The organism is Tabrizicola flagellatus, assembly GCF_046295235.1.
GTDB classification, from domain to species: Bacteria; Pseudomonadota; Alphaproteobacteria; order Rhodobacterales; family Rhodobacteraceae; genus Tabrizicola; species Tabrizicola flagellata_A.
Map to the genome: position 1 here is coordinate 79,454 of NZ_JBKBLV010000001.1, position 12,578 is coordinate 92,031.

Consider the following 12,578-nt stretch of genomic DNA (forward strand, 5'->3'; position numbering starts at 1 on the left):
TCCACGGCCGAGAGCATACGGCAGCGCGGCCCTCGCACAAGCACGGGATGACTAGAATTCAAGCCATTCGCAGCACGGCAGCTGTCAGACCAGCATCCCGCCGTCGCTATCGTCGCCGGCCTCTTCCATCAAACGGTTGATGTCGGCAATCGTGACCCTGCGATTGCCTTCCAGGCTGATCACCCCATCACGCTTCAGCGCGCTGATCTGGCGGCTGACAGTCTCGAGCGTGAGGCCCAGATAATCGGCCATCTCCTCGCGGGTCAACGGCAGATCCACCGCCAGCGCGCCCGCTGGCCGCCGCAGATGGAGCGCGGCATCACGTCGGGCGATGATCGAGATCAGCGAGGCGATCTTCTCGCGCGCGGTCTTGCGGCCGAGCAGCAGCATCCATTCCCGCGCGGCGTCCAGTTCGTCCAGCGTCATCTCCAGCAGCCGCTGGGCGATGTGCGGCGTCGCGGCCATCAGATCCTCGAACGGCTTCTTGCGGAAACAGCACATCACGAGGTCGGTCGTCGCGGTGACATCGAAGGCGGCCGTGGCGCGGCCGGGGCGGCCCACGAAATCCGACGGCAGAAGCAGCCCGACCATCTGCCGCCGTCCGTCCTCCATGGTCTGGGTCAGGGTTGCAATCCCGCTGACCACCGAGCCCACGAACTCCATCCGGTCGCCCGACCAGATGATCGTCTGGCCGGCCTGGAAGCTGCGGTAATACTTGATCTGTTCCAGCCGGGTCAGTTCGTCGGTATCGCATCGGGCACAGACGGCGCGGTGCCGGATCGGACAGTCTCGGCACTGAACGTGGACGGAATGGTCATGCAACATGAATGCCTCTTGTTGATCTGCATCAAGGAGCCATCGCCACTCCACGGCTAGCCTAACCTGATGAGCCACGACCCGCAACTTGCCCGCCTAGGGTTATTCGACGCACGTGTGCCCCGCTACACGTCGTATCCGACCGCCCCCCATTTCGGGGCGGAGGTCGGACCTGCCGACATGGCCCGATGGATCGGGGCGGTGCCGGAATTCAGCGAAATCTCACTCTATGTCCATGTGCCATTCTGCCGCCGGTTGTGCTGGTTCTGCGCCTGCCGGACCCAGGGCACCACCTCGGACGAGCCGGTGCGGGCCTATGTGCAGATGCTGAAGGCCGAACTGGCGTTGTTGCGCAGGCATCTGCCGCGCGGTGTGACGCTCAGCCGCCTGCACTGGGGCGGCGGCACGCCGACGCTGCTTGGCCCCGACCTGATCCGGGAATTGGCCGACGCGATCCAGGCGGTGGCACCCATGGCAAAGGATGGCGAGTTCTCGGTCGAGATTGACCCGAACGAGATCGACGATGCGCGCCTGGATGCTCTGGCGGCGGCAGGAATGAACCGGGCCTCGATCGGGGTGCAGGACTTCGACCCGATGATCCAGAAGGCGATCGGTCGCGACCAGGCCTATGAGTTGACCCGGAATGTGGCCATGCGGATCCGCGACCGGGGCGTTGCCAGTCTGAACACCGACATCCTTTACGGCCTGCCGTTCCAGACCGGGCCGCGGATCGCCGATTCGGTCCAGAAGCTGCTGACCCTCTCGCCGGACCGCGTCGCGCTTTACGGCTACGCCCATGTGCCCTGGATGAGCCGGCGACAGCAGATGATTCCCTCGGATGCCATGCCGACCCCGGAAGAACGCCTGGCGCTCTTCGAAACCGCGCGGCAGCTTTTCCTGTGGGATGGGTATGTCGAGGTCGGGATCGACCACTTCGCCAAACCCGAGGACGGCCTCGCGCGTGCCTTGCAGACCGGGGCCCTGCGGCGGAACTTCCAGGGCTATACCGACGATCCCGCCAAGGTTCTGATCGGGCTTGGCGCCTCGTCGATCAGCCGGTTCCCGCAGGGCTATGCGCAGAACGCCTCGGGCACGGCCGAGCACACCAGGGCAATCCGCGATGGCCGGTTCTCGACCCACCGCGGCCATGCCTTCCGCGGCGAGGATCTCTTGCGCGCCCGGATCATCGAGGCGCTGATGTGCGAATTCCGGGTGCTGAAGGAAGAGCTGCTGCGGGAGTTCGACACCAGTGTCGCACGGGTGGATGCCCTGTTCCGCACGGCTGCCGCGGCGTTCGGCGACATGGTGCATGTGACCGGGGAAGGCTTCTTCATCCCGGAACGCGCCCGCCCCCTGACCCGGATGATCGCCCGCGCCTTTGACGCCTACGACAGCGAGAAGGCCCGACATTCCGCCGCGATCTGACGCGGATCAGCCACGCGCCAGTCGGGTCAGCAGGTCCACCTGCCGAGGCAGGCAGACCGAGCGCAGGTCATAGCGTTCGCGCACCATGGCGCGGGCGGCTTCGCGCAGGGGTAGGTAGGCCTCGGGCCGGGCCAGAGCGTCGATCAGTGCGTCCGACCACCCCGCCACATCGAAGAAATCGACCAGCCGCCCGGTCACGCCGTCCTCGATGACTTCGGCCACCGGCGCCGTGGCCGAGCCGACGACCATCGCCCCGGCGGCGAGCGCCTCGACCATCGACCATGAGAGGACGAAGGGATAGGTCAGATAGGCGCGCACCCGGCTGACATGGATCAGATCGACCAGCCGGTCGTAGGGCAGCTTGCCGGTGAAATGCACCCGCGACAGATCCAGCCGGTCGCCCAGTTCCTCCAGCAGGACATCCTTCCAGCTCCCGCCCTGTCTGGGCAGCGGGCCGTAGCTGGCCTCGTTTCCGCCGACGATGACCACCTGTGCTTCGGGCCGCGCCTTCAGCACAGCCGGCAGCGCCCGCATGAAGATGTGGAAGCCGCGATAGGGTTCGAGGTTCCGGGCGACATAGGTCAGAACCTCGTCCCCTCGCCGCAGTTCGCGCCCGTCCGGCAGCGCGAACCGCGCCGCCGGGTTGGGCGCAAGACGGTCGCAGTCGACCCCGTCGAAGATCACCTCCAGCCGTTCCCGCAAGGCCGGCGGATGCGTGCTGGCCTGCCATTCGGTCGGCGTGACGGCCGCATCGGCATGGATCAGCGCCTGGGCCAGATAGGCGGCGCGCGACTGCGCGATCATCACCTGGTCGAACCCGCTGGCCTGGAATTCGGGGTCGAAGCCGACGTCGGCGCCAAGGCCGCGATAGTAGAACTCGGCAAAGACCAGAAGCTTCGCCTCTGGCCAGACCTCCTTGAGGAACAGCGTCTCGCCCCAACCGGAATGACCATAGATCACGTCAGGCACATAGCCCTCGGCACGCAGTTTCCGCGCCAGGCGCGCCACGACCACGGCACGGTCGCTCATCATCGTGAAGGTCCGGCCCAGGCGCGTGGCCGCGGCGTCGAGCGGTGGCGCCTTGTAGGTGTAGAGCAGTGTCGGCACGTCCGACGACTTGGTGTTCGCCGCATCGGTGATCGCCCGCACATCATGTCCGCGCCGCTGCATCTCGGGTGCGAGATGCAGGAACTGGCCGGGAAAGTTCTGGTGGACGAAGAGAAGTTTCACCCGTCAGGCTCCGAAGGCGGCGGCCATCAGAGCTTTGGTATAGGGGGTTTGCGGATCGGTAAACACGGCCTCGCAATCGCCGGCTTCGACGACATCGCCGGCCTGCATCACCATGACCTTGTGCGCCATGGCGCGGATCACCCGCAGGTCATGGCTGATGAAGATGTAGGCCAGCCCCCATTTCCGCTGCAACTCGCGCAGAAGATCGGCGATCTGGACCTGCACTGTCATGTCCAGTGCGCTGGTGGGTTCATCCAGCACCACCAGTTTCGGCCGCAGGATCATCGCGCGCGCAATGGCGATGCGCTGGCGCTGGCCGCCAGAGAACTCGTGCGGATAGCGCGCCATGGTGGCGGGATCGAGGCCAACCTCGCGCATGATGCCGGCCACCATCTCTGTCCGGTTGCGTCCGGGATCGACGCCGTGGACACCCAGTCCCTCGGCGATGATCTCCTCGACCGTCATCCGGGGCGAGAGGCTGCCGTAAGGGTCCTGGAACACGATCTGCACTTCGCGCCGAAGGCTGCGGAGTTCGGTCCTGCCGAGACCCTGAAGATCGCGCCCCAGGAAGGTGATCCCGCCCGTCGAGGGGATGAGCCGCAGTATCGCCAGCGCCAGCGTCGTCTTGCCCGAGCCGCTTTCGCCGACGATGCCCAGGGTTTCCCCCGCGCGGACCGACAGGGTCGCCTCGTTCACCGCCTTCACATGGCCGACCGTACGGCGCAACAGGCCCTTCTGGATCGGAAACCAGACCCGCAGCGCCTCGGTGCGCACCACTTCCGCCGCGCCCTCGGGCACCGGGGGCGGACCGCCCTTCTGCTCGGCCGCCAGCAGCTTTTGCGTGTAGGGATGCTGCGGATCGGCGAAGATCGGTACGGCGGGGCCCTGTTCGACGATCTCGCCGCCCTGCATCACGCAGACCCGGTCGGCGATGCGACGGACGATACCGAGGTCATGGGTGATGAACAGGAGGCTCAGCCCCTCCGACCGCTTGAGGTCGGCCAGCAGGTCAAGGATCTGCGCCTGGATCGTCACGTCCAGCGCGGTGGTCGGTTCGTCGGCGACCAGCAGGTCCGGCCCGTTCGCCAGTGCCATGGCGATCATCACCCGCTGCCGCTGTCCGCCCGACAACTGGTGCGGATAGGCACCCAGCCGGCTTTCCGCGTCCCGGATGCCGACCTTGTTCAGAAGTTCCACGATCCGGGCGCGGGCCTTGTCGCCCGTCAGGCCCTGGTGCAGGGCCAGGCTTTCGCCCAGCTGCTTCTGGATCGTGTGCAGCGGGTTCAGGCTGGTCATCGGCTCCTGGAAGATGAAGCTGATGTCATTGCCGCGGATCCGGCGCAGATCGCGCTCCGAGGCGCCGACCATCTGGGTGCCGCCATAGGTGATCGAGCCGGCGATCTCGGCGTTGTCGCCCAGAAGGCCCACGGTCGATAGCGCGGTGACGGACTTGCCCGATCCGCTTTCGCCGACAAGGGCGACCGTCTCGCCCTTGCCGATGGAGAACGAGACGCCCTTCACCGCCTGGATCAAACGCCCGTCCTGCCGGAAGGTGACGGACAGGTCCCTGACCTCGAGAACGCTCATCTGAAGGTTTTCCGCGGGTCGAAGGCGTCGCGCACGCCCTCGAAGATGAAGACCAGAAGCGACAGCATGATCGCGAAGGTGAAGAAGGCGACGAAGGCCAGATGCGGCGCCTGCAGGTTCTGCTGCGCCTGGCGGGTCAGCTGGCCCAGCGAGGGCAGGTCTGCCGGCAGGCCGAAGCCCAGGTAGTCCAGGCTGGCCAGCGTGCCGATCACCCCGGTGATGCCGAAGGGCAGAAGCGTCAGGGTGGCGACCATCGCGTTCGGCAGGACATGGCGGAACATGATCTGCGTGTCGCTGACGCCCAGCGCCTTGGCCGCCCGGACATATTCGAAGTTCCGCGCCCGCAGGAATTCCGCCCGCACCACGCCGACCAGCGCCGTCCAGCCGAAGGCGACCATCAGACCCACCAGGAGCCAGAAGCTTTTCGACCAGACCGCCGTCAGGATGATGATGACGTACAGCGTCGGCACCGAGGACCAGAGCTCGATGAACCGCTGGAACAGAAGGTCGGTTAGCCCGCCGAAATAGCCCTGCACGGCGCCGGCGGCGATACCGATGACGGTGGTCAGCGCGGTCACGATCAGCGCGAAGGTGACGGACAGACGGAAGCCGTAGATCACCCGCGCCAGCACGTCGCGGCTGGTGTCGTCTGTTCCCAGCCAGTTCTGTGCCGAGGGCGCACCCGGTGCGACGCCGCCGGTATTGACGATGGTGTTGTAACGGTAGGGGATCAGCGGCCAGAGCATCCAGCCCCGGTTGACATCAACCCCTGCAGCCTTGCCGGTGCTTTCCACCTCGGCACGGACGCCATCGGGATCGTCCCAGCAGGCCTCGGACCCGGCGGCGACGATCAGGCATTTCACCTCGGGCGTGGTGTAGTCGGCCTCGGTGCGCAGGTCGCCGCCGAAGGCGGTTTCCGGGTAGAACTTCAACACCGGCATGTAATAGCCGCCGTCGTATTTTACCAGGATCGGCCGGTCGTTCGCGATCAGCTCGGCGAACAGCGACAGGCCATACAGCACCAGCAGGATCCACAAGGACCAGTAGGCCCGACGGTTGGCCTTGAAATTGCGCCAGCGGCGCTGGTTGAGAGCCGAGAGCGCCATCATCTGCGGCTTTCGAAGTCGATCCGGGGATCGACGAAGACATACATCAGGTCCGAGAGGATCCCGACCACGAGGCCGATCAGCCCGAAGGCGAACAGCGTGCCGAAGATGACCGGATAGTCCCGCTCTACCGCCGACTTGAAGCCCAGCTGACCAAGGCCGTCCAGCGAGAAGATCACCTCGATCAGCAGGCTCGATCCGAAGAAGACCGAAAGGAAAAGACCCGGAAAGCCTGCGATCACGATCAGCATGGCGTTGCGGAAGACATGGCCGTAAAGCACGCGCCCCTCCGACAGGCCCTTGGCGCGGGCGGTCATCACATACTGCTTCTTGATTTCGTCGAGGAAGCTGTTCTTGGTCAGAAGCGTCAGCACCGCGAAGGACGAGATGAGCTGCGCCGTCACTGGCAGGGTGATGTGCCACAAGTAATCGGTGATCTTGCCCCAGAGCGACAGTTCCGACCAGTTGTCGCTGGTCAGCCCGCGCAGGGGGAACCACTGGAAGTAGGACCCGCCGGCAAAGACCACCATCAGCATGATCGCGAACAGGAAGCCCGGGATGGCATAGGCTGCAATGATGATGCCGCTGGTCCAGGTGTCGAAGCGCGTCCCGTCATGCACAGCCTTGCGTATGCCCAGCGGGATCGAGACCAGATAGGCGATCAGCGTTGACCACAGGCCCAGCGTGATCGACACCGGCATCTTCTCCAGCACCAGATCTACCACCGAGATGGAGCGGAAATAGCTTTGGCCGAAATCCAGCGTCAGGTACTTGCCCATCATGATCAGGAAGCGTTCGGCGGCCGGGATCGCCTCTTTCCGGCATTCCGGCGCCTTCAGCGAGGGCGTGCCGGTGAACCCCTCGTCGCAGACGATGCGCGCAAAGCCGAACTGCACCTCCAGCCGCGCCAGGAACTCGGGCGGCAGGCCGCGGGCGCCGACATAGCCGGTGTCCTCTTCCTGCACCCCGCCCCCGGCCGAACCGGAGATGTTCTGGATCGAATCCCCCTCGCCCTCGAACCGGGCCTGGATCTGCTGGATCGGCCCGCCGGGGACGAACTGGGTCAGCGCGAAGTTGATCAGCATCACCCCGAACAACGTCGGGATGACCAGCAGAAGCCTGCGAAGGATATAGGCGCCCAAGATCCCTGCCCGTTTGTGGTTACTTCAACGCGCCCTTGGCCTTCAGCGCGTCGGCTTTTTCGGCGTTGTACCACCAGATCGCCAGTTCGCCTACTGCATAAGGCGGCAGGGTCGCGGGATGTTCGTACATGTTGTAGTAGGCCACCCAGTTGTCGCGCTTGTAATAGCGCGGGACGATCACGAATTCCGACCGCAGCACCCTGTCCAGGGCACGGATGACATTGGTCAGTTCCTGTCGGCTGTCCGCAGCCTCGACCAGATCCAGCAGCCTGTCCACTGCCGGATTGGCATAGCCCATACGGTTGCGGCTGGAATTGTCCTTCGCCACCGAGGCCCAGGCCTGCTTCAGGATGCCGCCCGGCTCCGGCCCGCCATTCACCACTGTGGTCGGCAGCGCGTCGAAATCGAAATTCGGCGGGCTCGCACGTTCCTGCAACTGCGGATCGTCGATGATGTCGAAGCTTGCATCCACGCCCAGCGCGCGCAGGTTTTCCACATAGGCGTTCATCACCGGCAAGAGGTCGGTGCGCGAATGGACCATCTGCATGCGCAGCTTCTGGCCCTGCGCGTTGCGGCGGATACCGTCGTCGCCCACCGTCCAGCCCGCCTCGTCCAGAAGCGCCGAGGCCCGGCGCAGGTTCTTCCGGTCAAGGTTGTTCGCCTCGGACGAGACCGAGCCCATCGGCACCTCGTCGGTAAGGATGCCTGCCGGCAACAGGCCTTCGTCCACAAGAGGTTTCAGGAGCGCCGCTTCCTCGGGCGTCGGCGTGCCGGTCGCCGCCATCTCGGAGTTTTCCCAGATCGAGTTGATCCGCGCGAAAAGCCCGTAGAACAGCGCCTTGTTCGACCATTCGAAGTTGAACATCAGCCCCAGCGCCTCACGCACACGCGGGTCCTGGAACTGCGGCCGGCGCAGGTTGAAGATGATCGACTGACCGCCCGCGATGTCGCCAGACGGGATTACCTCCTTCACGATGTCGCCCGAGGCGACCGCCGGAAAGTTATAGTCGGTTGCCCAGCGTTTCGGCAGGCTTTCGTTGCGGAAGGTGTAGACGCCGGCCTTGAACGCCTCCATCGCGGCGTTGTCGTCGCCGAAATATTCGATCCGGATCCGGTCGAAGTTGTTCTGGCCGACGTTCAGCGGGTGCTTTTCGCCCCAGTAGTCCGGATCGCGGGCGTAGATCACCTGCTGGCCGGGCTTGAAGCTTTCCAGAACGTAGGGACCGGTGCCGAGGAAGGGCTCGAGGCTGGATTTCTCCAGATCGCGGTTGTTCTCCTCGTAGTGCTTGCGCGAGAAGATCGGCGTGCCGCCCGCCTGTGCCGGCATGTCGCGGAACGGCGTGCCGGGGGCGAAGGTGAACTTGATCCGGTAGGGGTCCAGCACCTCGACCGACTGGTACTTGCCGTTCGCCACCGCCCGGAACTCGGGGATGCCCTTGTCTCGGAACAGCTCGTAGCTGAACAGGACATCATCGGCGGTGAAGGGACTGCCGTCCGAGAAGGTCACGTCCTTGCGCAGGTTGAAGATGACCCAGGACCGGTCCTCGGGATATTCCATCGTCTCGCAGAGCAGGCAATAGGCAGCGCTGACATCGTCCAGCGTGCCCGACAGGATGGATTCGTAGAAGATCGAGGACAGCGCCGCCGAATTGCCGGCGATGGCATAGGGATTGAAGCTGTCGAAGCTGCCCGGCGCCCACTGGCTTATCTCGCCGCCTTTCGGGGCGTCCGGGTTCACATAGGGCAGGTGGGTGAAGTCGGCCGGCAGGGCGAGATCGCCGAAAGTGGAAATGCCGTGCGACTTGATGATCGTCTCGGCCCGGACCGGCAAGGCCAATGCGCCCAGCGCCGCGACAAGCGCCCCGGCCAACAGCGGACCGTAATCCAGCCGGACCGACCCTGCCCCTGCTGCCACCCGCTTGCCTGTCCGCATCCTTCGACCTCCCCTTTGGTCCTCATTGCAATACATTTATCCAATTCCGCGCTTTGTCGAGGCAACAAGCCGCGATTGCGCGCGCGATTGCGTGAGCGGAAATGAAAAAGCCGCCCCGGAGGGCGGCCTTCAGGACTTGCGCTATGGCTCGATCAGGGATTCGCCGCCAGGTAAGCAATCACGTTGGCGCGGTCCTCTGACTTCGGCAGGCCCGCGAAAGCCATCTTGGTGCCCGGTATCGCCTTCTTCGGGTTCTCCAGGAAGGCATACAGGGCTTCGGGCGTCCACGGCTCGGCCGACTTGGCGGCCATCGCCTCGGAATAGGCGAAGCCTGGCGCAGCCGCGTGGTTGCGCCCGACCACACCGTTCAGATGCGGGCCAACGCCGTCGGACCCGTCAAGCTTGTGGCACGACCCGCATTTCTTGAACACCGCTTCGCCCGCAGCCGCGTCACCGGCCGCCAGGACCGCGGCGAGGTCCACCGTCTCGCCTGCGCCTTCTGCCGGGGCGGCCGCTTCCCCGGTGTCGATGGTGTAGGCCTGCGCCAGTTCGCCTTCGCCATGCCCGCCATGCCCGCCGCCGACCGTGTAGAGCGAGTCCGATGCCCAGCTGACCAGCATCAGGACCAGAAGCGAGCCGCACACCGCGCCCACCGCCTTGGTCATCGTCATCGTGTCGAACATGGGTCTCACCTATCTGCGGTCTCGTGTCGCGCGGTATCTATCCGCTTCCCCCGTCCGGTTTCAAGGTGTAGACGCGCGACCAATCGCCCCAAAGGGCAGGTTTTCGACAGAGGAAGGCTTCGGATGGCCGGTCGCATCGCCTTTCAGGGAGAACTTGGCGCCTATTCGCACCAGGCATGCCAGCAGTCCCGTCCGGACATGGAGCCGGTTCCCAGCACCACATTCGAGGAAGTCGTGGACAAGGTCGCCCGCGGCGAGGTCGATCTGGGCATGCTCGCAGTCGAGAATTCGACCTACGGCCGGGTAGCGGATGTCCATTCGCTGTTGCCGCGCGCGGGCCTGCATATCGTGGACGAGGCCTTTGTCCGTGTGCATGTGAACCTGCTGGGCGTGAAAGGCGCGACCCTGTCCGGCGTGAAGGAAGCGCACGGCCATGTGGTGATCCTGCCGCAATGCGCGGCCTTCCTGAAGGCACATGGCATCCGCGGCAAGGTCAGCAGCGACAACGCCCGCGCCGCGCGCGAGGTGGCCGAGGCCGGCGACCCCTCCAGGGCCGCGCTGGCCAGCGAGCTGGCGGCCGAGATTTACGGGCTGGACGTGCTGGCCCGTCATATCGAGGACCAGGCGAACAACACGACCCGCTTCCTGGTCATGTCGCGCGAGCCGGACTACAACCGGCGCGGAACGGGAAAGATGATCACCACCTTCACCTTCCGCGTCCGCAACATCCCAGCCGCGCTGTACAAGGCGCTCGGCGGCTTTGCGACCAATGGCGTGAACATGACCAAGCTGGAAAGCTACATGGTCGGCGGCAGCTTCACCGCGACCGAGTTCTACGCCGACATCGAGGGCCACCCCGACGACCCGAACGTCGCCCTGGCGCTGGAAGAGCTACGCTATTTCACCTCGGAGATGCGTATCCTGGGCGTCTACCCGGCCGACCGCGAGCGCGGCTAGGCCGAGGCAAGGCTGCGGTCGTAGCGGTCCTTGATCCGGCTGCCCAGCTGGCCAAGTCGCCCCTCGAACCTGGCAGTCACCCGCCCCTTGGCCAGCCGTAGCGTGTTTATGAACAGCCGCGCCGCCAGGGTCTTGGGCTTGATCTCAAGATCGACCCTGATCCGGCTGCGGCGCGGCGACAGCACCATGACCTCGACCCGGCTGGTGCCTTCGATCGAGGGACTGTCGATGCCAAGCATCAGCCGCTGGTCCGGCGTCATCTCGGTGATCCTGACCTGCACCTTGCGCGCCTTGCCGCGGAAATGCCCGCGCACACGCCATTCGGCCCCGACACCCGTCAGAGGAGAGCCCGGCGGGCGTTCGATCTCGACGCCATTGCGGATCGCCTCGCGTTCCCAGGACGCATGGTCGGTCAGGACGACGAAGACCGCAGCCGCGGGGACTTCCAGATCGGTCTTGGCCGTCAGCTTCATTCATACTCCGCAGGCAGAAGGTCCCGGGCGGCACCCGCAGGTCGCGATGATCGGGTCAATCCAGCCGATCCGCAAGCCAGTTGCGCAGGATGAAATGCGCGATGGCGCCCTTGCGGCTGGGCCGGATCTTCGGGTGAATCCCGGCAAACACCTGGACAAGCTCTTCCCGGCTGACCCAGGCGGCGGCCTCGAGCTCTTCGGGATCGAGGCGGATCTCGTCGCTCATCGCCTCGGTCCGGGCGCCGATCATCAGCGAGGCGGGAAAGGGCCAGGGCTGGCTGGCCAGATAGCTGACCAGCCCGCAGGCGATGCCGGTTTCCTCCATCACCTCGCGGCGCACGGCGGCCTCGATGGTCTCGCCCGGCTCGACAAAGCCCGCCAGCAGCGAGAACATCCCCTCGGGCCAGCCGGGACTGCGGCCCAGGAGCACCGAGTTCCCCCGCGTGACCAGCATGATGACCACCGGGTCGGTGCGCGGGAAATGGTTGGCACCGCAGGCCGGGCAGGTTCGCTGCCAGCCGCCCTGCGTCATTTCGGAGCCCGCGCCGCAGGTCGAGCAGAAGCCGTGGCTGCGATGCCATTGCACCAGCGCCTTGGCGGTCGCCACCAGCTCTGCCTCGCGCGGGTCGAGCAGGGTCATCACCCCGCGCAGCTCGGTGAAACCGGCCTCCTCTGCGACGGCTGGGTGCCGTTGCACCGAGGGGTCGAAGAATCCGGCCTGCACCGCTTCGACCCCCGCCTCGGGCGACCAGTCGGACAGGTCGGCGGCAAAGCGGGGTGTCCCCGCGTCATTTCCCAGAAAGACAGGCGGGTTGGCGCGGGCCAGAACGGGATGCCCGGCGGCCACCCAATGCGGACGGCCGTCCCGGAACAGCGGCTTGCCGCGCCAGAACGGCAGCACGGCGCCCCGGCTCAGGGACCGCGAAAGCCCCTCGGCATCGCGACGCAACGGCGCCTGTCTGTCCAGGCCCGATCCACCGAAGGTAACCGTTTCCGCGATCCGCATGCCGACCCCGCTTTCTGCATCTTCCGTGCCGTCCGAAAGCTCTGCCGCTTTCTGTGCCGGTTGCAATCCACAGCAGGCCGCATTCGCACAACCTCCGCTTGAATAACGACAATTTGCCACAACATTGACACAACCCTCGCAATAGTTCACTCGCGTAAAGGGTGTGTGTTCTTCGCGATTTGGGCTGCTGTCACCAACCGGACGGTCGATGTTCCACGTT

Annotated in this window: 11 protein-coding genes; 2 read left to right on the top strand and 9 right to left on the bottom strand. The window is 65.4% G+C overall.

Translation table 11 applies throughout. The features are described from left to right. Positions 1-84: 84 nt before the first annotated feature. Complete coding sequence (fnrL, locus tag ACK4IU_RS00440; RefSeq protein WP_409730563.1) at positions 85-825, bottom strand: transcriptional regulator FnrL; 741 nt, start codon at positions 823-825, stop codon at positions 85-87. A 60-nt stretch (positions 826-885) separates the two neighbouring features. Here fnrL and hemN point away from each other — a divergent pair, with 60 nt between their 5' ends. After that, a complete protein-coding gene (gene hemN, locus ACK4IU_RS00445) occupies positions 886-2,241 on the top strand; it encodes an oxygen-independent coproporphyrinogen III oxidase (protein WP_409730564.1) in 1,356 nt (451 codons plus the stop codon). Positions 2,242-2,247: 6 nt separating this feature from the next. Here hemN and ACK4IU_RS00450 read toward each other — a convergent pair whose 3' ends face one another. From ACK4IU_RS00450 to ACK4IU_RS00475, 6 genes are all read right to left on the bottom strand, one after another. Continuing rightward, on the bottom strand, positions 2,248-3,471 hold the full coding sequence (locus tag ACK4IU_RS00450; protein ID WP_409730566.1) for a glycosyltransferase: 1,224 nt from the start codon (positions 3,469-3,471) through the stop codon (positions 2,248-2,250). 3 nt (positions 3,472-3,474) lie between these two features. After that, positions 3,475-5,058 (bottom strand): ABC transporter ATP-binding protein, encoded by a 1,584-nt coding sequence (locus tag ACK4IU_RS00455; RefSeq protein ID WP_409730568.1) that lies wholly within the window; start codon positions 5,056-5,058, stop codon positions 3,475-3,477. Continuing rightward, positions 5,055-6,164: an ABC transporter permease gene (locus tag ACK4IU_RS00460; RefSeq protein WP_409730696.1), complete on the bottom strand. Its 1,110-nt coding sequence runs from the start codon at positions 6,162-6,164 to the stop codon at positions 5,055-5,057. Before ACK4IU_RS00460 ends, ACK4IU_RS00455 begins: the two co-directional genes overlap by 4 nt. Continuing rightward, on the bottom strand, positions 6,164-7,306 hold the full coding sequence (locus tag ACK4IU_RS00465) for a microcin C ABC transporter permease YejB (protein WP_409730570.1): 1,143 nt from the start codon (positions 7,304-7,306) through the stop codon (positions 6,164-6,166). The genes ACK4IU_RS00460 and ACK4IU_RS00465 overlap by 1 nt, the downstream gene beginning before the upstream one ends. Positions 7,307-7,325: 19 nt before the next feature. Further along, positions 7,326-9,239: an extracellular solute-binding protein gene (locus ACK4IU_RS00470; RefSeq protein ID WP_409730572.1), complete on the bottom strand. Its 1,914-nt coding sequence runs from the start codon at positions 9,237-9,239 to the stop codon at positions 7,326-7,328. A gap of 152 nt (positions 9,240-9,391) precedes the next feature. Continuing rightward, complete coding sequence (locus ACK4IU_RS00475; RefSeq protein ID WP_409730573.1) at positions 9,392-9,922, bottom strand: c-type cytochrome; 531 nt, start codon at positions 9,920-9,922, stop codon at positions 9,392-9,394. Positions 9,923-10,045: 123 nt separating this feature from the next. On the opposite strand from ACK4IU_RS00475, the gene ACK4IU_RS00480 reads away from it, so the two are divergent. Then, positions 10,046-10,879: a prephenate dehydratase gene (locus tag ACK4IU_RS00480; protein WP_409730575.1), complete on the top strand. Its 834-nt coding sequence runs from the start codon at positions 10,046-10,048 to the stop codon at positions 10,877-10,879. On the opposite strand, the gene ACK4IU_RS00485 is transcribed toward ACK4IU_RS00480, so the two are convergent. Together ACK4IU_RS00485 and nudC are read right to left on the bottom strand one after the other, a co-directional pair. Then, positions 10,876-11,352 carry an SRPBCC family protein gene (locus tag ACK4IU_RS00485; protein ID WP_409730577.1) on the bottom strand — a complete coding sequence of 159 codons (477 nt, stop codon included), beginning with the start codon at positions 11,350-11,352 and terminating at the stop codon, positions 10,876-10,878. The genes ACK4IU_RS00480 and ACK4IU_RS00485 overlap by 4 nt on opposite strands. A 55-nt stretch (positions 11,353-11,407) precedes the next feature. After that, positions 11,408-12,358, bottom strand: a complete 951-nt coding sequence (gene nudC, locus ACK4IU_RS00490) for an NAD(+) diphosphatase (RefSeq protein ID WP_409730579.1) — start codon at positions 12,356-12,358, stop codon at positions 11,408-11,410. Positions 12,359-12,578: the final 220 nt, after the last annotated feature.